The organism is Candidatus Microthrix subdominans (assembly GCA_016719385.1).
GTDB classification, from domain to species: domain Bacteria; phylum Actinomycetota; class Acidimicrobiia; order Acidimicrobiales; family Microtrichaceae; genus Microthrix; species Microthrix subdominans.
Window position 1 is genome coordinate 62,851 of the sequence record JADJZA010000008.1, and the last position, 19,547, is coordinate 82,397.

At 69.1% G+C, this 19,547-nt stretch carries 21 protein-coding genes; 13 read left to right on the forward strand and 8 right to left on the reverse strand.

The annotated features are described in order from the left end of the window. Nucleotides 1-18: 18 nt before the first annotated feature. Both IPN02_14675 and IPN02_14680 read right to left on the reverse strand, forming a co-directional pair. Nucleotides 19-1,482 carry an aldehyde dehydrogenase family protein gene (locus IPN02_14675; protein ID MBK9298044.1) on the reverse strand — a complete coding sequence of 488 codons (1,464 nt, stop codon included), beginning with the start codon at nucleotides 1,480-1,482 and terminating at the stop codon, nucleotides 19-21. A 20-nt stretch (nucleotides 1,483-1,502) separates the two neighbouring features. Next, complete coding sequence (locus tag IPN02_14680; protein ID MBK9298045.1) at nucleotides 1,503-2,276, reverse strand: SDR family oxidoreductase; 774 nt, start codon at nucleotides 2,274-2,276, stop codon at nucleotides 1,503-1,505. A gap of 74 nt (nucleotides 2,277-2,350) precedes the next feature. On the opposite strand from IPN02_14680, the gene IPN02_14685 reads away from it, so the two are divergent. The 10 genes from IPN02_14685 (at nucleotide 2,351) to IPN02_14730 (ending at nucleotide 11,836) form a co-directional block, all read left to right on the forward strand. Next, nucleotides 2,351-2,977: a TetR/AcrR family transcriptional regulator gene (locus IPN02_14685; protein MBK9298046.1), complete on the forward strand. Its 627-nt coding sequence runs from the start codon at nucleotides 2,351-2,353 to the stop codon at nucleotides 2,975-2,977. After that, nucleotides 2,974-4,173, forward strand: coding sequence for a cytochrome P450 (locus IPN02_14690; protein MBK9298047.1), 1,200 nt, complete (start codon nucleotides 2,974-2,976; stop codon nucleotides 4,171-4,173). The genes IPN02_14685 and IPN02_14690 overlap by 4 nt, the downstream gene beginning before the upstream one ends. Then, nucleotides 4,173-4,964 (forward strand): SDR family oxidoreductase, encoded by a 792-nt coding sequence (locus IPN02_14695; GenBank protein MBK9298048.1) that lies wholly within the window; start codon nucleotides 4,173-4,175, stop codon nucleotides 4,962-4,964. The genes IPN02_14690 and IPN02_14695 overlap by 1 nt, the downstream gene beginning before the upstream one ends. Beyond that, nucleotides 4,961-6,679, forward strand: coding sequence for a cytochrome P450 (locus tag IPN02_14700; protein ID MBK9298049.1), 1,719 nt, complete (start codon nucleotides 4,961-4,963; stop codon nucleotides 6,677-6,679). Before IPN02_14695 ends, IPN02_14700 begins: the two co-directional genes overlap by 4 nt. After that, nucleotides 6,676-7,239 carry a nuclear transport factor 2 family protein gene (locus IPN02_14705; GenBank protein MBK9298050.1) on the forward strand — a complete coding sequence of 188 codons (564 nt, stop codon included), beginning with the start codon at nucleotides 6,676-6,678 and terminating at the stop codon, nucleotides 7,237-7,239. The genes IPN02_14700 and IPN02_14705 overlap by 4 nt, the downstream gene beginning before the upstream one ends. Next, nucleotides 7,221-8,117 (forward strand): NAD(P)-dependent oxidoreductase, encoded by an 897-nt coding sequence (locus IPN02_14710; GenBank protein MBK9298051.1) that lies wholly within the window; start codon nucleotides 7,221-7,223, stop codon nucleotides 8,115-8,117. The genes IPN02_14705 and IPN02_14710 overlap by 19 nt, the downstream gene beginning before the upstream one ends. Further along, a complete protein-coding gene (locus IPN02_14715) occupies nucleotides 8,114-8,494 on the forward strand; it encodes a carboxymuconolactone decarboxylase family protein (GenBank protein ID MBK9298052.1) in 381 nt (126 codons plus the stop codon). The genes IPN02_14710 and IPN02_14715 overlap by 4 nt, the downstream gene beginning before the upstream one ends. A gap of 40 nt (nucleotides 8,495-8,534) precedes the next feature. Beyond that, entirely contained in the window at nucleotides 8,535-9,752 is a 1,218-nt protein-coding gene (locus IPN02_14720) for an amidohydrolase (GenBank protein MBK9298053.1), read from the forward strand. Nucleotides 9,753-9,763: 11 nt separating this feature from the next. Next, nucleotides 9,764-11,059 carry a hypothetical protein gene (locus tag IPN02_14725; protein MBK9298054.1) on the forward strand — a complete coding sequence of 432 codons (1,296 nt, stop codon included), beginning with the start codon at nucleotides 9,764-9,766 and terminating at the stop codon, nucleotides 11,057-11,059. 90 nt (nucleotides 11,060-11,149) lie between these two features. Further along, a complete protein-coding gene (locus IPN02_14730) occupies nucleotides 11,150-11,836 on the forward strand; it encodes a hypothetical protein (protein MBK9298055.1) in 687 nt (228 codons plus the stop codon). Between the two features lie 36 nt (nucleotides 11,837-11,872). On the opposite strand, the gene IPN02_14735 is transcribed toward IPN02_14730, so the two are convergent. From IPN02_14735 to IPN02_14760, 6 genes are all read right to left on the reverse strand, one after another. Beyond that, the gene (locus tag IPN02_14735; protein MBK9298056.1) at nucleotides 11,873-12,634 is read right to left on the reverse strand and encodes a maleylpyruvate isomerase family mycothiol-dependent enzyme; all 762 of its coding nucleotides are present in this window, start codon (nucleotides 12,632-12,634) and stop codon (nucleotides 11,873-11,875) included. 14 nt (nucleotides 12,635-12,648) lie between these two features. Then, a complete protein-coding gene (locus IPN02_14740; protein ID MBK9298057.1) occupies nucleotides 12,649-13,260 on the reverse strand; it encodes a TetR/AcrR family transcriptional regulator in 612 nt (203 codons plus the stop codon). Between the two features lie 42 nt (nucleotides 13,261-13,302). Then, the gene (locus IPN02_14745; protein MBK9298058.1) at nucleotides 13,303-14,025 is read right to left on the reverse strand and encodes an MBL fold metallo-hydrolase; all 723 of its coding nucleotides are present in this window, start codon (nucleotides 14,023-14,025) and stop codon (nucleotides 13,303-13,305) included. A gap of 89 nt (nucleotides 14,026-14,114) precedes the next feature. Further along, a complete protein-coding gene (locus IPN02_14750) occupies nucleotides 14,115-14,432 on the reverse strand; it encodes a type II toxin-antitoxin system PemK/MazF family toxin (protein MBK9298059.1) in 318 nt (105 codons plus the stop codon). Beyond that, on the reverse strand, nucleotides 14,426-14,659 hold the full coding sequence (locus IPN02_14755) for a hypothetical protein (GenBank protein ID MBK9298060.1): 234 nt from the start codon (nucleotides 14,657-14,659) through the stop codon (nucleotides 14,426-14,428). Before IPN02_14755 ends, IPN02_14750 begins: the two co-directional genes overlap by 7 nt. 42 nt (nucleotides 14,660-14,701) lie before the next feature. Beyond that, nucleotides 14,702-15,589, reverse strand: coding sequence for a glycoside hydrolase family 16 protein (locus IPN02_14760; GenBank protein MBK9298061.1), 888 nt, complete (start codon nucleotides 15,587-15,589; stop codon nucleotides 14,702-14,704). Nucleotides 15,590-15,768: 179 nt separating this feature from the next. On the opposite strand from IPN02_14760, the gene IPN02_14765 reads away from it, so the two are divergent. The 3 genes from IPN02_14765 to IPN02_14775 are packed head-to-tail and all read left to right on the forward strand — an operon-like array spanning nucleotide 15,769 to nucleotide 19,546. Further along, the gene (locus IPN02_14765) at nucleotides 15,769-16,803 is read left to right on the forward strand and encodes an extracellular solute-binding protein (protein ID MBK9298062.1); all 1,035 of its coding nucleotides are present in this window, start codon (nucleotides 15,769-15,771) and stop codon (nucleotides 16,801-16,803) included. Continuing rightward, nucleotides 16,800-18,473, forward strand: a complete 1,674-nt coding sequence (locus IPN02_14770) for an iron ABC transporter permease (protein MBK9298063.1) — start codon at nucleotides 16,800-16,802, stop codon at nucleotides 18,471-18,473. Before IPN02_14765 ends, IPN02_14770 begins: the two co-directional genes overlap by 4 nt. Continuing rightward, on the forward strand, nucleotides 18,428-19,546 hold the full coding sequence (locus tag IPN02_14775) for an ABC transporter ATP-binding protein (protein MBK9298064.1): 1,119 nt from the start codon (nucleotides 18,428-18,430) through the stop codon (nucleotides 19,544-19,546). Before IPN02_14770 ends, IPN02_14775 begins: the two co-directional genes overlap by 46 nt. The last annotated feature ends 1 nt before the right edge of the window (nucleotide 19,547 follow it).

Consider the following 19,547-nt stretch of genomic DNA (forward strand, 5'->3'; position numbering starts at 1 on the left):
CGCTGCGTTTGTTGCCGGTCAGCCGGCGGGGCGGGCGAACGCCGTGGTGTCGAGGTGCTCCTCGAACCCGGCGACGCCCATCTCCCGGCCGATGCCGGACTGCTTTACCCCGCCGAAGGGTACGTCCGCCCCGTACCAGACACCGCCGTTGATCGACATGGTGCCGGTGCGGATTCGGCGACCCACAGCGACCGCCCGCTGCTCGTCGGCGCCAAACACGGCGCCGGACAGCCCGTAGATGGAGTCGTTGGCGATGCGAACGGCATCGTCGTCGTCCTCGTAGGCAATCGCGACCAGCACCGGTCCGAAGATCTCCTCGGATGCAACCGCCATGTCGGGCGTGACGTCGGCGAGCAGGGTCATCTCGAAGAAGTGGCCATCGGGCAGCGCTGCCGGCCGTCCGCCGCCGCACACCACCCGGGCGCCGGCGGCCTCGGCGCCGCGCACGTACTCGTTGACTCGTTGCCATTGCCGGTCGCTGATCAGCGGGCCCATCATCGTGCCCGGGTCGCCCGGATCGCCCGGGGCCATCGCAGCCATCATCTCGGCGATGGCGGTCACCCCCTCGTCGTAGCGGGAGCGGGGGAGCAGCACCCGGGTGGTGAGCGCACAGCCCTGGCCCGCCACCGTGGCGGTGCCGAACGCTGCGGTGGCTGCGGCCAGGCCGAAGTCGGCGACGTCGTCGAGCACGATCGACGCCGACTTGCCGCCCAGCTCGAGAAACACCTTGGTGACGTTGGTGGATGCGGCCGCCATCACCCGGCGGCCCGTGGCGGTGGAGCCGGTGAAGCTGACCATGTCCACCCGGGGATCGCCGGTGAGCAGCTCGCCGATGGCGGGATCGCTCGAGGTGACGACGTTGAACACGCCGGCCGGGATGTCGGTGTGCTCGGTGACCAACCGGCCCAGGGCCAGGCCGCACCACGGGGTCTCCGGCGCCGGCTTTAACACGACGGTGCAGCCTGCGGCCAGCGCCGGGGCGATCTTGGCCAGGTTGATCTGGTGGGGCACGTTCCACGGCGTGATGGCGGCGACCACCCCGATGGGGTTGCGCTCGGTCCAGCGCTCGGCCGGGCCGCCCAGGGTGTCGGCAACGCCGAGCGGCGTGGTCCACTCGTAGCCCTCGGCCAACTCGGCGTAGTAGGGGAGAAACTCGGTGGGGGCGGTGAGCTGCACTGTGGCGCAGGCCGAGCGGGGCGCACCCACCTCGGCGATCGTCAGCTCGGTGAGCTGGTCGGCGTGGTCGACGAGCGCCTGATGGAGCTGACGGAGGCAGCGCACTCGGAGGTCGACGTCGGTGGCCCAGCCGCTCTCGTCGAAGGCCCGCCGGGCGGCGGACAGCGCCGCCTCCACGTCGGCGGGGGTGGCATCGGCGGCCTCGCCCAGCTGCCCGCCGGTGGTCGGATTCTCCACCGGGTAGGTGGCACCGCCCTCGGCGCTGCGCAGCTCGCCGTCGATCAGCAGCCGCTCCTCGTGCCACATCTCGGTGGTGGGCTCGGTGCTCACAGCCGGGTCACCTGACCGCCGTCGACCGCCACGATCTGGCCGGTCATCCAGGCCGCCTCGTCGGACAGCAGAAACAGCACCGGGCCGACGTGATCGGCGGGGGTGCCCAGGCGCTTGATCGCCAGGCTGCTGACCAACGGGTCCTGAAACTCCACGGGCACCTGCTTGTTCATCGCCGCCGTGTCGGTGGGGCCGGGGGCGACGGCGTTGATGCGGATGTTGCGGTGGCCCAGTTCGTGGGCCAGCGATGCGGTGAGGAAGTTGAGGCCGGCCTTGGCCAGGCCGTAGAAGCCGCTGATGCCCATCCACGCAGCCGTCGAGGACTGGTTGACGATCGACCCGCCCCGGCGTTCGTCCGGGCCCTTCGGCTTGCCCATCGGGCGCATGACCGACCGGGTGCAGTTCAGGGCCCCCATCAGGTTCACCGACATGAACGTGTTGAGGTAGTCGTAATCGACGTTGGTCAGGCCGGCCAGCTCCATGTCGCCGAAGATGGCGGCGTTGTTGATTAGGTGGTCGATGCGGCCGAAGGCCTCCAGCGTGGACTCGGCCATGGCGTCGGTGCTGGCCGGGTCGCCCACGTCGGTGGGCACGAACAGGGTCCGCTCGCCGAGCGAGTCGGCCACCGCCTGGCCGGCGGCCTCGTTGAGCTCGGCGATGACCACGTTGGCGCCTTCTGCGTGCAGGGCCCGGGCGTAGGCCTCGCCGATGCCTCCGCCTGCGCCGGTGACGATGGCTGTGCGGTCGGCGAATCGCTGTCGTTCGGCCATATGGGTGTTCTCCAGAGTTGGGGAAGTGAGCATCCCGCTTGACGGGTGACGGTTGACACTACATGATTGGACACGTGTCCACCACGCCTGTCCAAGAGCTGCCTCGGCGGCGCCTGAGCACCAAGCGCTCGCTCACGGTGGACCGGCTGACCGATGCCGCCGTGGACGAGCTTCACGCCACCGGCTACTCGGGGCTGACCGTTCGTGCGGTTGCCGCCCGGTGCGGGGTGGCCCCGGCCACCGCCTACAACTACTTCTCGTCTAAGGAGCACCTGATCGCCGAGGTGTTCTGGCGGCGCATCAGCGCACAGGACGAGGCGGCGCCGCAGGGCCCGGCTGGGTTGGACACGGCGGCTGGGTTGTACACGGCGGCGGGGCGGGCGACCGAGGTGCTGGCCAACTTTGCCCTGGTCGTCTCCAACGAGACCGAGCTGGCCGCCGCCTGCACCGTGGCGCTGCTGGTGGACAACCCCGAGGTGCACGAGCTGCGCCTGAAGATCGGCCGGTTGTTGCACACGCGGCTGGTCGCCGCCCTCGCAGGGCCGGACGACGGCGCCGCGGCGCCGCCCGCTGCGGTGCGCACCCTGGAGTTCGTCGTGTCCGGCGCGCTGATCGAGGTGGGCACCGGCCACCTGCCCTACGACCAACTTCGCAACCAACTCGCCGAGGCGACCTCCGTGATCCTGGGAGACCTGCAATGACCCTGACCACAACGCCGGTGGTGTACGACCCGTATGCCTACGAGATCCACGAGGACCCGTACCCCACCTACGCCCGGATGCGCTCTGAGGCGCCGGTGTACCGAAACGATGAGCGCAACTTCTGGGCGCTGTCCCGCTACGACGATGTGATGGCAGGGTTTCGCGACTCGGAGCGGTTCTCCAACGCCCACGGTGTGTCGATCGACCCGGCGGCCTCGGGCCCCAACGCCCATCGGACCATGTCCTTCCTGGCGATGGACCCGCCCGAGCACGGCCGCATGCGGGGCCTGGTGTCCCGGGGCTTCACCCCTCGGCGGGTGGCGGCGATGGAGGACAACATTCGGGCGCTCACCGTTTCGCACCTGGAGTCCTGCCTGGATGCAGGCTCGTTCGACTTTGTCGGCGACCTGGCCGCCAAGGTGCCGATGGACGTGATTTCCCAGATGCTCGGCGTGCCCCAGGCCGACCGGGAGCGCTTGCGCCGGGCGTCGGACCTGCTGGTGCATCGCGAGGAGGGCGTCACCGACGTCCCCAAGGCAGGGGTCGAGGCGGCGATCGAGCTGGCGGTGTACTACTCGGAGATGATCGCCGACCGGCGGATCAACCCGGGCGACGATCTGGTGAGTGCGCTGTGTGAGGTGGAGACGGACGGCGATCGCCTCACCGACGACGAGATCACCTCGTTTCTGTTCCTGATGGTGGTCGCCGGCAACGAGACCACCACCAAACTGCTCGCCCACGCCTGGTACTGGGCGTGGGCCAACCCGGACGAGCGGGCCAAGGTGTTCGCCGACCCCGCCCGGATCCCGGACTGGGTGGAGGAGACGCTGCGCTACGACACCTCCAGCCAGATGCTGGCCCGGGTGACCACCACCGACGTCACGCTGCACGGCACGACGATCCCCGCCGGGGACCGGGTGCTGCTGCTGGCCGGATCGGCGAACCGGGACCCCCGGCAGTTTCCCGATCCCGACCGCTTCGACCTGGACCGCGACACCACCGGCATCGCCAGCTTCGGCGTGGGACGCCACTTCTGCATGGGCGCCTCGCTGGCCCGGCTGGAGACCCGGGTGGTCCTCGAGGAGCTGACCAAGCGGATCGGGTCCTACGAGATCGATGCCGAGGACGCCAAGCGGGTGCACTCGGTGAACGTCCGCGGGTTCGCCACCCTCCCCACCACTTTTGAGGTTCGCTAATGCCGAGATTTGCCCCCCATCCCGAGCGGCGGGTCGCCGTCGTCACCGGCGCCTCGTCCGGCATCGGTGCGGCCACCGCCAAGTCGCTGGCCGCCGCCGGTCACCCGGTGGTGCTGGGTGCCCGTCGCACCGAGCGCCTCGACGACCTGGCCGCTGAGATCACCGATGCCGGTGGTGAGGCGGCGGCCGTGGCGCTCGACCTCACCGACGATGCCTCGATCGAGGCGTTTGCCAAAGAGGCCCTGGCGGCCTTCGGTCCGATCGATGTTGTCGTCTCCAACGCCGGCGACGTGTACCCCGCTTCGGCCCTCGGCATCGACCCGGACGACTTCGTACGAGCGGTGCAGATCAACCTGACCGGGGCGCACCGCCTGATTAACCGGCTGGGCCGACCGATGGTGGAGGCCGGTCACGGCGACCTGGTATTTGTCACCTCCGACGTCGTCGTGCGCCAGCGGACCCACATGGCCGGCTACGTGGCGGCCAAGTCCGGACTGGAGGGACTGGCCCGGGCCATGCAGATGGAGCTGGAGGGCACGGGTGTGCGGGCGACGATGGTGCGTCCCGGCCCGTCGAGCACCGAGCAGGGCACCACCTGGAGCGAGGACACGGTGAACGAGGTGATGCCGCACTGGTCGGCGTGGGGGCACCTGCGCCACGCCGGAGCGCTGAGGCCCCAGGAGATCGCCGACGTGATCACGTACGTGGTGGCCGTGCCCAAGGGAACGCACCTGACGCTGGTGGAGATTCAACCCGAGGCGCCCGTGAGCGAGAACCGGAGCTACAAGTGACAAGCCAGAGCACGCTGAACGAGCCGCCCCGGGTGTCGGGCGGCGACGAGCCCAACGGCCACCTGGAGGAGCTGCGGCGCGACCCGATCGGCCTGATGCAGCGGGTGCGCGACGAGTGCGGCGACGTCGGCGAGTTCACGCTGGCCGACAAGCAGGTGGTGCTGCTCAGCGGTGCGGAGGCCAACGAGATCTTCTTCCGGGCCAAGGACGAGGACCTCGACCAGGCCGCCGCCTACCCCTTCATGACGCCGATCTTCGGCGAGGGCGTCGTGTTCGACGCGCCCCCCGAGCGGCGTCGGGAGATGCTGCGCAACCAGGCGCTGCGTGACTCCTACATGCGCGGCCACGCCGAGACGATCCAGCGCGAGGTGGACGAGATGGTCGCCCGCTGGGGCGACCGTGGCGAGATCGACCTGCTCGACTGGTTCGCCGAACTGACGATCTACACGTCGTCGTCGTGCCTGATCGGGCGACGGTTTCGCCAGCAGCTCGACGGCCGATTCGCCGAGCTGTACCACGACCTGGAGCGGGGCACCGACGCCCTGGCCTACGTCGACCCCTACGCCGACATCCCCAGCTTCCGTGCCCGTGACACCGCCCGCGTCGCGCTGGTCGAGCTGGTGCAAGAGATCATGGACGGGCGAACCGCCGGGTCCACTGATGACGACGACCGTTCCGATGGGTCCGCCAAAGGCGGCGACGACTCAGACCTGCTCGACATTCTCATGTCGATCACCGACGACGGTACGCCCCGCTTCTCCGCCGACATGATCACCGGCATGTTCATCTCGATGATGTTCGCCGGGCACCACACCACGTCGGGCACGGCGGCCTGGACGCTGATCGAGCTGCTGCGCCATCCCGGCGAGATGGCCAAGGTGGTGGCCGAACTGGACGAGCTGTACGCCGACGGCACCGAGGTGAGCTTTCAGGCGCTGCGCGAGATGCCGCACCTGGAGGGTGCGATCAAGGAGGCCCTGCGCCTGCATCCGCCGCTGATCCTGCTGCTGCGGGTGTCCAACATCGACCTGGAGGTGGGCGGCTGCCACGTGGCCCCCGGCAAGATGGTGGCGGCCAGCCCGGCGATCTCCAACCGGATCCCCGAGGCGTTCGAGGACCCCGACGAGTTCCGGCCCGGCCGCTACCTGACCGACCCCGGCGCCGACGTGGCCAACCCGTGGAACTGGATCCCCTTCGGCGCCGGACGCCACCGCTGCGTGGGGGCCAACTTCGCCATGATGCAGCTGAAGGCGATCTTCAGCGTGCTATTGAAGGACTGGACCCTCAAGGCAGCCCAGCCCCTCGACTCCTACCGCAACGACCACTCCAAGATGGTGGTGCAGCTGGCCCAGCCGTGCCTGGCCACCTACGAGCGGCGCGGCCCCACCACGGCGACAGCGGCGACCGAGCGGTCGGGTGGCAATGTCACGTCGGCTGACGTCGATGCCGCCGGACCGGTCCAGCGGTCCACCCGCACCGACGGGTGGCGCATCGCGGTCGACCGCGACCTGTGCCAGGGCCACGCCACCTGTCAGGGGGAGGCACCCGAGCTGTTCGAGGTGTCCAAGCGGGGCGAGCTGACCATCCTCGACGAGCGGCCGCCCGACGAGGCTCGCGCCGCCGCCGATGCGGCGGTGAAGTACTGCCCAACCCATGCGCTGTCCATCCAAGAGAACCCAATCGAAGAAGACCCGACCCAGGAGGATCCCCAATGACCGCCTACCCCCGTGCTGAGCTCGACGCGATGGTCGAGCATTGGCTTCAGGCCAACCTGGACGCTGAGGCGTCGGGCGACTGGCGCAGCCTGGCCGACTGCTTCACCGAGGATGCCACCTACGGCTGGAACTTCGGTCCCAAGGAGCACTTCATGGCCGTCGGCCGCGACGAGATCCGCGACATTGCGCTGGGCCAGGAGATGGGCGGCCTCGACGGGTGGCAGTATCCGTACGAGGAGCTGATCATCGACGAGACCAAGGGCCACGTCGTCGGGTTCTGGCGCCAGGTGGCCGACGCCACCCGTCCGGACGGATCGACCTACGAGGTGCCCGGCATTGGCGGCAGCTGGTTCATCTACGGCGGTGACCGGCAGTGGGCCTTCCAGCGCGACTGGTTCGACTACGGCAACGCCGCATCGCTGTTTATGGAGATGATGGGCGACGGCACGCTGTCCGACGGCATGCAGGCCCGCCTGGACCGTTCGCTGAAGCCGGGCCAGCTGCCCGGCCACTACCCGATCCGCGACGTGCCGGTCGGCCTGTGGGACCGACCCTCGTGAGCGACCCGCACCTGGGGTTCATCGGGCTGGGCCAGATCGGCACGCCGATGGCGAAGCGCTGGTGCGACCACCCGGGCGGTCTCACCGTGTTTGACGTCGCGAATGCCGCCACCGCGCCCTTCGCCAAGGCGGGGGCGACGGTCGCCGCATCCCCGGCCGAGGTGGCCGAGCGGGCGACGGTGATCTCGCTGATGGTGCGCGACGACGCCCAGGTGCGCTCGGTGCTGTCCGGACCGGACGGCATCCTGTCGACCGCGTCGGCCGGCACGGTGGTGATCATCCACTCGACGGTCGAGGCCGACACCCCGGCCGAGATCGCCGCCCTGTGCGCACCCCACGGGGTGGCTGTGCTCGACGCGCCGGTCAGTGGGGGAGCGATGGGCGCCCACGAGGGCACCCTGGCGCTGATGGTCGGCGGCGACGCCGAGGCGGTGGCGCTGGCCACCCCGGCGCTGGAACGCCTGGGCACGCTCGTGGCCCACCTGGGCCCGATCGGCGCCGGAACCCGGGCCAAGCTGGCCCGTAACCTGATCACGTTCGCCTCCTACGCAGCGGTCGGCGAGGCCTCACGGCTGGCCGAGGCCGCCGGGGTGGATCTGGCCAAGCTTGGCGAGGTGGTGCGCCACTCCGACCGGGTGACCGGCGGGCCCGGGGCGATTATGCTGCGCGGGACCGCTGCGCCGCTGCCTGCGGACGACGGCCTGCGCCCCATCTTCGAACACGCCCGAGGGCTGGGCGAGAAGGATCTCGCCCTGGCGATCGGGCTCGGTGCCGAGCTGGGCGTCGAAACGCCCGTGGCCGAACAGGCCCTCAACCAACTGGGCACCGCCCTCGGCGTGCCCCACAGCGACACCAGCGATGACGGAGACGACCGATGAGCGACGATGGGCAAGCGAACGCCGACGATCGTCGCCAGCGCGGCCTGGCGATGATGAAGGACGTCTACGGGTGGGACATCCCCCACGTGGAGGGCGCGTTTGTCGAGTCTACGGTCGACCACCTCTTCGCCGACGTGTGGACCGAGGGCACGATGACGATCAAGGAACGGCGCCTGATGCTGATCGGCATGGCGGTCGCCGGTGGCATGGAGGACGTCGCATCGCTCCAGCTGGACGCAGCGGTCCGGCTGGGCGAACTGGACGCCGAGGACCTGCGCAGCATCGTGGTGTTCGTTGCGCATTACGCCGGCTGGCCCCGTGGTGCGAAGCTGAACACCGAGGTGGAGAAGATCATCGCCAAGATGGACGACGCGTGAGCGTTGAGCATCGCAGCGGTCCGACCCCTGGAGCCACGCCATGAGCCTCTCGTACAACACCCGGCAGCAGGGGGTCATCCCCCGCATCATCAGCGTCGATGACCACGTCATCGAGCCGCCCGACGTGTGGACCAGCCGTCTGCCCGCCGCCTACGCCGACCGGGCGCCGCGCATCCACATCGCACCGAAGGGTGAGATGACCCTGGTCGAGGGTGCCTGGGTGGAGACCCCGGGTGACGGCGACGAGATGGCGGCCTGGTGGCACTTCGAGGGCCGTCGCTACCAGATCAAGCGCATGGTTGCTTGTCCGGGCATGCCGCCCGAGGAGGTGACGATGGAGGGGGTCACCTACGACGACATCGCCCCTGGCTGTTACGACCCGGTGGCCCGCCTCGCCGACATGGACCTCAACCATGTGGAGGCCAGCCTGTGCTTCCCCAACTATCCCCGGTTTGCCGGTCAGATGTTCTCCGAGATCGAGGACCGCACGCTGGGGCAACTGTGTATCGAGGCCTACAACGACTTCATGGTCGACGAGTGGGCCGGCGGCAGCGGCGGGCGGCTGATCCCGCTGTGCGTCGTGCCGCTGTGGGACCCCGAGCTGGCGGCAGCTGAGATCCGCCGCAACGCCGCCCGGGGCGTGCGGGCGGTGGCGTTCTCCGAGCTGCCGTCGTGGCTTGGCCTGCCCAGCATCCACACCCGGCACTGGGACCCGTTCTTCCAGGCGTGCAACGAGACGAAGACCGTGCTGTGCATGCACATCGGCTCGGGCACCAAGACGGTGACAACGTCGCCCGACGCACCGACGGTGGTGGCCGCCAACCTGATCGCCTGCAACAGCGTCGCATCGATGATCGACTGGCTGTTCTCCGGCGTGTTCGACCGGTTCCCCGACATTCAGTTGCTGTACGCCGAGAGCCAGATCGGCTGGATCCCGTACTTCGTCGAGCGGGCCGACGACACGTGGCTGACCCACCAGTGGGCCCAGGGCGAGGAGCGCTCCGAGCGGCCGCCGTCGGAGTACTACTCCAAGCACATCTCGGCCTGCTTCTTCAAGGACACGGTGGGCATCGACATGCTCGACCAGATCGGCGAGGACAACGTGCTGTTCGAAACCGACTACCCGCACCAGGACGGCACCTTTCCCAACAGCAAGGCGGTGGCCGAGGAGCTGTTTGGGCACCTGCCCCAGCGGACGATCAACAAGATCGCCCGGGGCAACGCCATCAAGCTGCTCGGCCTGGACTTCGAGCCCTGAGCCTCGCCGGGATGGCTGAGCTGAGGCCAGGTCCGTGGACCGGCCGGTCCCACGGCGAGCTGGCCGAGCTGGTGCGCGAGCTGCTGCTGGCCGGTCACCTGATCGACCGGGCGGGCATGCCCCACGTGATCGCCCTCCTGGGGCGCGAGCCGATGTCCGATGTGGCGATCGGGGAGTGGATGGCTGCCAGCCCGATCTACACCAAGCGCATGCAACGGCTGCTCGGCTTCGAGGGCGACACGGTCGAGACGATCTTCAAGGGCATCCAGCTGGACGTCGGTGCGCCGCCGGAGTTCATGGACTTTCGCTTCGTGGTCGACGACGACCACCACGGCAGCTTCCAGCTGGGCCACTGCGGCGCGCTGATGGACGTCGAGCCGATGGGGGACGACTACGTGCAGACGATGTGTCACGACATCGAGGACCCCACCTTCGATGCCACCGCCATCGCCACCAACCCCAGGGCCCGCATGCGTCCGGTGCACCGTCCGCCCCGGGTGCCCACCGACCGGACCCCGCACTGCGAGTGGACCGTCGTGATCGACGAGGCCAACGACGAGCTGCCCGTCCCACCCGGTGCGGTTGCGCTCGCCGCCAGTCAGGCCGCCAACGTGCCGCTGGCCGTGCCCGACCCGTCGCTGCCCGACGACGACGGTTGGGCCGACTACTCGGCGCCGCTCGACGTCGACCTGGTGATGGAGCGGTTCGCCTCGGCCACCCTGGCGGCGATCGCCGACGAGGTGGCGCTCCAGGGGCAGCTGCTGGCCCGGGCCTTCCTCGTCGAGGTGGCCGAACGGGTCGGCGCCGACGACGTGACCACCATCGGCATCGCCCAGGCGGCCGGCATCGCCGGGCTGACCACCAAGCGGCTGGCCGCGACGCTCGGCGCCCCGGCCACCCTCGCCGGGCTGGCCGACGTGCTCGCGGTCCACCCGCTGTTTCTGCCCCGCAGCTACGTCGACCTCGACCTACGCTGCGCCCAGGCCGGCGACCAGCTGCTTATTCGCTTGCGCCCGTGCCCGGCGCTCGACGAGGCGGACGGGCTGTCCTGGGCGGCGCTGCTTGCCGGGCCCGGCGGCGACGCCATCCTGCGGGCAGCGGTCGTGTGCCTGGTGCCGACCGCCCGGCTGGAGCGGGTCGGCGGCGAGACGGCGGCCTGGCATATCACCGACGACCCCGACGGCGAGCCCGCTGAGCAGCCCGACTCGGTCACCCTCACCGAGTTCTCCACCGGCGCCACCTTCGGGTTTGAGCGCCGCCAGGTGGGCGAGTCGGTGACCCCCGTGGCTTCACCGCACCGTCGGTGATTCCTGAGGTGCTGCCCGGGGGGAGGTGACGGCGAGCGGCCTCCTCGGGCCAGCGTGAGACCGCCCGAGCCCGGGGGCTACCTTTCGGCGATGACGATTGATCGTGGCAACGAGCAGAATGCGCCACCCGCTTCGACGCAGATCGTGCGGGCGGTTCGCGAGGGCGGGGCGGCACCGGCGGCGGCGTGGGCGTTTGCCTTTCTGGTCGTCAGGCTCTTTGCCATCTCCGGGTACAACTGGGACACGGCCTTTCTGGTCAGCACCACGCTGGGCCTGGAGGACGGGCTGAGAATCCTGTTCGGGTCGTTCATGACCGCTCGGCTGGTGGTTGCGCCGCTGCTCGTCACACTCCTGCCGCTGTTAATGGCAGCCTTTCTGTGGTCGCCCAAGGGCCGTCGCCCAACGGTGGTGCTGCTGGCCGGCCTGGCGCTGACCACCCTGACGTCGCTGACCCTGAGCTACCGCGCCTGGTGGTTGCTCCCGGCGACCGCAGCGGTGTTCGGCGTTCTGGTGCTCATCCACCGTCGGCAAGCGGGCGCACCGCTGCGGCGGCTCCTGGCTGCAACCATCGAACGCATCGGCTGGGTGGTCGCCATCGGCGCCCTGGGGGTTGCGTTGGCCACGCAGACACCGTGGGTTCCGCGAGAGCGGATCGAGACCACCAACGGCAGGATCACCGGGTATGTCATGAGCGTCGACCCCGGGTACCTCAACGTGCTCACCGACGATCACAACTTCGTGATCGTCCTCACCAGCGACGTCATCAGCCGCGACTGAATCCAGCTGATCGCGCAGCTCGGCAGCCCGACAACGTCAGAGCGGCAGGGTGTGTTGGAGCAGGCCGGTTCCCTCGGTGCGTTCGGCGAGGATCATCATGAACTCGAGGGCATCGATCCGGACGGTCTCGCCACCGGAGCCCGAGGTGAAGGTGCCTCCGGCGGGGCCGGTCAGCTCGAGGGTGAAGGGTTCGTCGAAGTAGCCCGCCCATTCGGCGACGATGTCGGCGACGATGCGTCCGTCGTGCGTGGCGTCGAGGTCCATCGGGTGGCCGGTCGCTGCGGCGATGTCCATGCGGTGCGCCCATACGTCACGGGTGAATCCCATGTCGAACAGGTACGTCAGCGGCTGACGTCCGACCGGTTCGGGCAGGTTGAGCAGCGGCAGGCGACCGATCGGCTTGGGCAGCTTGTTGCGAGCGATCCGGGCCTTCTCGGAGTTGGTGTCCCACTCAGCGATGAGCTCGTCGGTGCTCACATCCGAGCGCTCCCGAACCTGCACCTCGTTCATGCCGTCCCACCAGTGCTTGGCACCGATCTCCCTCACGATGGGCCGACCGGTGCGGACCTGGCGCACAAACTCGCGCGGTGAGATCTGTCCGGCGGCGCCGCCGACGACGTGGGCGGCCATCGCCCGCACGTCCCACCGTTCGCAGTCGGTGGAGGCGATCCAGTCGTCGGGCCCGAGGCTCCGCAGCTGCTCGCCAAACCTGCGATTCTCGACGGCGGTGATTGCCGTCGCCTCGTCGTGGGTGATCCTCGGGATCCTGGTCACGTCGACGCTGGTCTCGGTCGTCATTTTGGTGCCTTCTTCTAGTTGGACTGCTGTGCTGGGCTCTTCCGTTCGATCTGGGCGAGGTACATCTCGACCGCCTGGCGCGAGAGGCGCACCCAGCGGTCGCCGCCGGGATCGTTGGCAACCTGCTGGTGCGTCAGGCCGGACACGATGGCGGTGAACAGGTCGAGGTCGCCGGGTTCGCCGACCCCGGCAGCGGCGAGGCGTTCCTGGCCGATCGCGTAGAACTCTCTTGCGACGGCGTAGGACTGCTCGGACGGCTCGAAGCCGGGGATGGTGCGCTGGAAGAGCAGCTGGTGGCGAACGGTGTCGGCCGCCGAAAATCGGGTGAGCTCCTCGACGAGATCGACGAGCGCCTCGTGGGGGTCGTCGTGCTCGGGCAGCGCCGAGACCGTCTCGATCAGCTGCCTGTTCCCGTCGGCGAACATGGCGTCGTAGAGGGCGAGCTTGGAATCGAAGTAGGCGTACAGCGACGGCTGACGGAGGCCCACCCGGTCGGCGAGGTCCCGCAGCGAGATGGCGGCGAGGCCGTCGCGCCGCGCGAGCGTCCAGGCTTCGGCGACGATCGTGGCCCGCTTGGCCAGGTGGCGTTCTCGGCGCCGGTCGGTCGGTGGGGCGGGAGTGGTCATGGCGTCTTTCGGGGGGGGTGGGTGGGATGGGGCTTGACGGCGTCAGCCTGCGACGAGCAGGCGCTCGTCGTAGGAGTCGGCCAGCGCGTTCAGAGCGGCGGAGGCGTCGCCGTTGAAGGCCGAGCCGTGCATGGTGGCCAGGGTGGTGGCGCCCAGGTCGGCGAGGCGGCGGATCGTCGGGGCGGTCGCAGGCGTCAGGCAGGTGGCGCCGAACATGTCCTCGGCCACTGCGGCCGCAGCAAGCACGTCGTTGTCGACCAGTGGGTCGGCCTCGCCCAGCTGTGTCATCAGGTCGCCGCAGAAGAGGGTGCCGGTGGTCTCGTCGAAGATCAGGCGGGCCTCCCAGCCGTGGGGCACGTGCGGGGTGTCGATGTGGCGCACCCGGTGGCTGCCGAGCTCGATCACCTGGCCGTCCTCGAGGGGTACCGGCGGCCGGTCGGCCATGTCGTTGAGCGACACCATGCAACCGAGGGCGCCGTGGGTGATCTGGGCGCCGGGCGCAGCGGCGAGGAATTGGTTCATCGAGCCGCACTCGTCGGCCTCGATGTGGCCGAAGGCGATCCAGCGCAGGTCCTCGAGCGGCACCAGCGTGCCGACCGCCTCGGACACCAGTGGAAACAGCTGGCGGTGACCGGTGTGAAACAGCATCGGCTGCTCGTCGCGGATCAGGAACTGGTTGAACGTCATGCCTGTGGGCCCGACGTCGGGGATGTAGGTGGAGAGCCGGAACGTGTCCGGTGCGATCTCGTCGACGGCGGTGTGCATGGTGGGCCCCCTCATTCGATGCGGATCGCCCGTCGACCCGCTACCTATCAACGATAGATAAACGATCGCTGATAGGCAATGGGGAATCGTCACAATTGCAGAATTGTGCGGAGACCGTCGTCGATGTCGTCGAGCAAAACCTGAGGTATCCGGCCCGCATGCGCAGCCAGCAACGACCGATCGATCAGTTCCAGCCCGAGCGGTACGGCTACCGAGTCTTTGGGGAGCCCGGTCGCAACAGCCGGGAGCAAGACGTTGCCAGCGATGCCTGCCCGCCCGACCCTCGAGGTCAGCGGAACGACGTGGGTCTGCCAGACGTCAACGGCCAGGACGTCGACCGATGAGACCACGATGCATGGTCGACGCTTGTCGAGTTCGATCCAGTACACGCCGCCGCGGGCTACCACGGCGCCGACCGCTCCATTCGTTCCATCGCCACCCGCGATTCCTCGTCGGTGGGACGCTCGGGCCCTGCCAGCGCTGCGTCGGCCAGCAACTGTTGGCCGAGGCTCAGCGCACCCTGCGCTGCGGCATGGCGGCGGAGCTGATCTGCGACCCACGTCGAGAACGGCACGTCGAGGCTCTCGATGATCGGGGTCACGTCGTCCGGAAGGCTGATCGTCTTATTGGCCATGTACGTAGTGTACATACGTACATGGCCGGATTTACGTCGACTTCATGAGTCTTCGAGTGGCCAGGCTCGCACCCAGTCGAGGAGCAGCTTCTGCGGCAGCGCATCGGCGTCGACCGGGCCGGCATAGGCGCCCATGAACATGTCGAACACGATCACCTCGGGGTGGTCGTCGAAGGGCCAGGTGGGCTCGTCGCCGTCAGGTCGCTCGTGCACGGCGGTCTGTTCGTCGTCGATGAAGAAGCGGATTTCGCCCTCTGCCCACTCGACGGCGTAGGTGTGCCACTCGGTGACGTCGACCGGGGTGGAGGTCGCCCGTCCCCAGTCGGTCAGCGCCTCGATCGCCGCCGGGGGAGTGGAGTGCAGGTTGGACTCGACGTAACCCATCGATTGGGGATCGCCCTTGTTTGCCGTTGTGCGGGCGAAATGCTCCATCACGTCGATCTCGCCAAAGTCGGGCCACTGGTCGTCGTTGACCAGCCAGAACGCCGGCCAGGTGCCCTCGGCATCGGGCAGCTTCATCCGAGCCTCGAACCGTCCGTACTGGAACGACTCCTTGGTCTGGATCATCGCCGAGGTGTACTCGGCGTCCTTGTACTGCTCCTTGTGAGCCTCGATCACCAGGTTGCCGCCCTCGACGCGCACGTTCTTCTCGCGGTCGGTCTGGCGGGAGTCGTGGCGCTTCTCGATGATCGGCTGCCACACGTCCCAATCGACGGACCCAGAGGTGTCGAACTCGTCGGCGAAGAGCGGCTCGGGCTCGGAGGACGCTGCGTCGGTGGTCGACGATCCGGCGGTGTCGTCGTCGGAGCCCCGATTGTCGGATGCCTGGTCGGTGGCCGTCGTGCCACCGCAGGCCGACACCGACATGAGGAGCGCGGCGGCGATGGCGGTCGACCATGCGCGGCCGGTCGAAGCTCTTCTGACGTTCACGGCAACCTCCGGGGTAAAGGGTTCCTCACGCTAGACGTGTGCGCCTACGGCGACCGGGCCGACTCGTTCGACGCTTTCGCCGCTAGTTAGGCTTCCCTAAAGCCGCGTCACCCTCGTGCACGCGGTCGTTTTTCTAGCATGGAACGAGGTTGACCGTGGAGAGATCGAACCGTCGACGTATGCGGACGGCGCTGGTGGGCGTGGCTGCGATGGCGCTGATCGCCGCCGGGTGTGGTGGCGACGATTCCGGCTCGGCTTCGGGCGACGACTCCGGCGTCACGCTGACGATGTACACCGACCAGCACGCCGAGCTGGTTGAGGGTCTCACCGCCGCCTACACCGCCGAGACCGGCGTGCGCTTCGACATCCAGAACGGTGCCACCGTCGGCCAGATCGAGGCGGAGGGTGCGGCGTCGCGGGCCGACGTGTTCCTGTCGGAGGACCCTGGGCCGATCGCCCAGCTTGGCGCCGCCAACCTGCTCGAACCGGTCGACAAATCGACCCTCGACCAGGTGCGGCCCGGCCTGAGTTCGAGCGACGGCCTGTGGGTGGCCTACGCGGCCCGCAGCCGCGTTCTGTACTACAACCCGGAAAAGATCGACGAGGCCGACCTGCCAAAGACGCTGGCCGACATCGTCGACCCGCAGTACAAGGGCGAGTTTGCCTGGGCGCCGTCCGGCGCCTTCGTCGCCACCACCCAGTACCTGCTGGCCACCGAGGGCGAGGCCAAGACCACCGAGTTCCTCAAAAAGGTGAAGGCCAACGGCGTCAACGAGCAGAAGAACGGCAACGTGCGGGACACGGTCGAGGCGGGCAAGCACGCCATGGGCCTGTCCAACCACTACTACTGGTGGGTGCTGGCCGACGAGTCGGGCGGGCCGGACACGATGACGTCGAAGATCTACCACTTCCCGACCGAGGACCCCGGCAACCTCATCCTCTCCTCGGGCGCAGGCATCCTCAAGGCGAGCGACCAGATCGACGAGGGCCAGGAGTTCCTCGCCTGGCTGACTTCTCCCGAGGGCGGCCAGAAGCTGATCGCCGACGCCGACATCGACGTGTCCGGCGCCCAGTATCCGGTGGCGAAGGGGATGGACAGCTCGATCGCCGGCAGCCTGGACGATATTGAGTCGCCCAGCTTCGACATGGATGAGCTGGCCAACTCCGACCAGGCCCAGAAGCTGCTGAAGCAGTTGGGAATGTCGAGCGGATGACCCTGCGGGGTCCACGGCTTGGGACGACGGCGATCGCGTGCGGCGCGGTCGCTGTCGCCGCGCTGTCGATCGCCCCGGTCGTCTACCTGTTCGTCACCGGCATCTCCTTTGGGGATCTGGCCGACGAGCTCGGCTACGAGGCCACCACGTCGGCGGCGCTGCAGACGGTTCAGCTGGTGCTGGTCGTCACCGTCCTCACCGTCGTGCTCGGCGTGCTGGCGGCGCTCCTGGTGGCGCGTACGTCCATTGCCTTTCCACGAGCCTGGACCGTGCTGTTGGCCCTCCCGTTGGCGGTGCCCGGTTTCGTCAGCTCCTACGCTGTCTTCGCCGCCGAGTTGGTCTATGCGCCCAGCCTGACCTGGGTGACCAGCTTCTTCGGTGCGTCGCTGGTGCTGGCGCTCAGCCTGTACCCCTACGTGTTTCTGCCGTGCGTCGTGGCGCTGCGCACGGTCGATCCCGCCCAAGAGGAGATGGTGGCCAACCTGAGACCTCGCTGGACCAGCCGGTTCTGGCACGTGACGCTGCCCGCGTTGCGGCCGGCGCTGGCAGCCGGCGTTTTGATCGTGGCCCTGCACGTGCTCGCCGAATACGGGGCGATGGTGCAGCTGGGACGCAGCACGCTGACCACCAAGGTGATGGCCGAAATGCTGGACTACGGCGACTACCAGTCCGCCCGCTCGCTGTCGCTGCTGCTCGCCGGTCTGTCGATACTCGTCCTCTTCGGCACCCGGCTGATCTCGCGCTCCGGCACCGCACTGCACGGCGCACGAGGCCTCGACCGCCCACCGGCGCGACTCCAGCTCGGGCGTTGGCACCTGCCCGTCATGGTGGTGGCACTGAGCGTGCCCCTGCTCGCGCTCGGCCCGACGCTGGTGATGACCGCCCGCGGGCTGACCAACACCGGTCGGACGGTGACGACCGACTGGGGGCAGGTCGGCAGCGCCCTGGGGAGCACGGCCGGCTACGCGCTGGCGGCGGCGGCGATCGCCACCGCGGTCGCCTTTCCGGTCAGCTGGTGGGTAGGGCGCCGTCCATCGCTGCGATCGGTGCTCACCGAGCGAGCGGTGTGGGTGGCCCATGCCATCCCCAGCGCCATCCTGGCCCTGGCCCTCGTCTACCTGGCCACCCGCCTAGCGCCATCGCTGTACAAGATGCCGGTCGTGCTCGTCGCCGCCTACGTCATCCTGTTTCTGCCGCTGGCCGTCGGCTACCAGCGGGTGGGCCTGGAGGCGTCCCGGCAGCTCTACGACGACGTCGCCGCCTCGTTGGGGTCCCGCCCGGCAAGGACCTTCGCCCGGGTCACCCTGCCGCTGGCGCTACCCGGGTTCGTCGCCGGGGCGATCCTCGTCGGCCTCGACGCCAGTAAGGAACTGACGACGACGCTGATGCTGATCCCGTTCAACAGCCAGACCCTGTCGACCCAGCTGTGGGCGACGACCAACGGCGAGGCGCTCGACTTCACCGCGGCGGCGCCCTACGCCGCCATGCTCGTGTTGCTCGGCGCGGTGCCGGTGGCTCTGCTCGTCCGCAATGCGCTTCGCAGCGCCGATCCGACCCGGGCCGATTCGGCGCGTGGTGCCCCGGTCCGGGTCGACCCGATCCTGGCCGAAGCGGGGGCGATCACGTGGTCGGTCGACGACGACGTCGATACGATGACCGACCCGTGCTGAGCGTCCGCGACCTGTCCAAGACCTTCCCGGCGCGTCGGGGCGACGCCACCGTCGCCCTCGACCGGGCCAGCCTCGAGGTCGAGTCCGGCAGCTTCGCCACCGTGCTGGGCCCGTCCGGGTCGGGCAAGACCACGCTGCTGCGCTGCATCGCCGGGTTTGAGAACCCCAGCGATGGCGTGATCACCCTGGCCGGTCGTACGCTCAACTCGCCGACGACCGCCCCCGTGCGGCCCCACTCCCGGGGCATCGGCATCGTCCCCCAGGAAGGTGCGCTGTTCCCGCACCTCAGCGTCGCCCGCAACATCGCCTTCGGGCTGACCGGCACGTCCCGCTCGGCCCGTCGCGATCGGGTCGACGAGCTGCTCGACCTCATCGGCCTGACCGGGTTGGGCGACCGCAAGCCACACCAGCTGTCCGGTGGTCAGCAGCAGCGGGTGGCGCTGGCCCGGGCGCTCGCCCCCGAGCCCAAGCTGATCCTGCTCGACGAACCGTTCTCGGCCCTCGACGCCAAGCTGCGCGTCGAGCTGCGCGAGGAGGTCCATCACCTGCTGCGGCGTGTCGGTGCCACCGCCATGTTGGTCACCCACGACCAGTCCGAGGCGCTGGCGATGGCCGACCACCTGATCGTGATCCGCGACGGTCGCATCGTGGCCGCCGACGACCCGCGCGACGTCTACGACCGCCCGCCCGACCTGGACACCGGCCGGTTTCTCGGCGACGCCACCGTGCTTCCCGGCCAAGCCCTGAACACGCCGACGGGTGCCGAGGTGGACTGCGCGCTCGGTCGCCTGAGCGTCGACGCCTGGCACGGCGCCGAAGGCCCCTGCCAGGTGCTGATCCGGCCGGAGGAACTCAGCGTCGAACAGACGGCGGCGCCTGACGAACCCGGCGCGATCGGGGTGGTCGAGGCGCTGTCCTACCACGGGGCCGACCTGCGGCTGCACGTCGCGCTGGACGAACTGCCGGTCAACCTGACCGTGCGGGTCCCCGGCCGCTGCCGCTATGCAGCAGGGGATCGGGTGCGCATCACGACGGCGCACCCGGTATGCACGTTTCCCGCCGAGGCAAGCTGAC

What these genes read in the sequence shown, in the direction of transcription:
- IPN02_14675 (MBK9298044.1), bottom strand. Translation starts at nt 1,482, where the DNA reads ATGTGGCACGAGGAGCGGCTGCTGATCGACGGCGAGCTGCGCAGCGCC.
- IPN02_14680 (MBK9298045.1), bottom strand. Translation starts at nt 2,276, where the DNA reads ATGGCCGAACGACAGCGATTCGCCGACCGCACAGCCATCGTCACCGGC.
- IPN02_14690 (MBK9298047.1), top strand. Translation starts at nt 2,974, where the DNA reads ATGACCCTGACCACAACGCCGGTGGTGTACGACCCGTATGCCTACGAG.
- IPN02_14695 (MBK9298048.1), top strand. Translation starts at nt 4,173, where the DNA reads ATGCCGAGATTTGCCCCCCATCCCGAGCGGCGGGTCGCCGTCGTCACC.
- IPN02_14705 (MBK9298050.1), top strand. Translation starts at nt 6,676, where the DNA reads ATGACCGCCTACCCCCGTGCTGAGCTCGACGCGATGGTCGAGCATTGG.
- IPN02_14715 (MBK9298052.1), top strand. Translation starts at nt 8,114, where the DNA reads ATGAGCGACGATGGGCAAGCGAACGCCGACGATCGTCGCCAGCGCGGC.
- IPN02_14720 (MBK9298053.1), top strand. Translation starts at nt 8,535, where the DNA reads ATGAGCCTCTCGTACAACACCCGGCAGCAGGGGGTCATCCCCCGCATC.
- IPN02_14725 (MBK9298054.1), top strand. Translation starts at nt 9,764, where the DNA reads ATGGCTGAGCTGAGGCCAGGTCCGTGGACCGGCCGGTCCCACGGCGAG.
- IPN02_14730 (MBK9298055.1), top strand. Translation starts at nt 11,150, where the DNA reads ATGACGATTGATCGTGGCAACGAGCAGAATGCGCCACCCGCTTCGACG.
- IPN02_14735 (MBK9298056.1), bottom strand. Translation starts at nt 12,634, where the DNA reads ATGACGACCGAGACCAGCGTCGACGTGACCAGGATCCCGAGGATCACC.
- IPN02_14740 (MBK9298057.1), bottom strand. Translation starts at nt 13,260, where the DNA reads ATGACCACTCCCGCCCCACCGACCGACCGGCGCCGAGAACGCCACCTG.
- IPN02_14745 (MBK9298058.1), bottom strand. Translation starts at nt 14,025, where the DNA reads ATGCACACCGCCGTCGACGAGATCGCACCGGACACGTTCCGGCTCTCC.
- IPN02_14755 (MBK9298060.1), bottom strand. Translation starts at nt 14,659, where the DNA reads ATGGCCAATAAGACGATCAGCCTTCCGGACGACGTGACCCCGATCATC.
- IPN02_14765 (MBK9298062.1), top strand. Translation starts at nt 15,769, where the DNA reads ATGCGGACGGCGCTGGTGGGCGTGGCTGCGATGGCGCTGATCGCCGCC.
- IPN02_14770 (MBK9298063.1), top strand. Translation starts at nt 16,800, where the DNA reads ATGACCCTGCGGGGTCCACGGCTTGGGACGACGGCGATCGCGTGCGGC.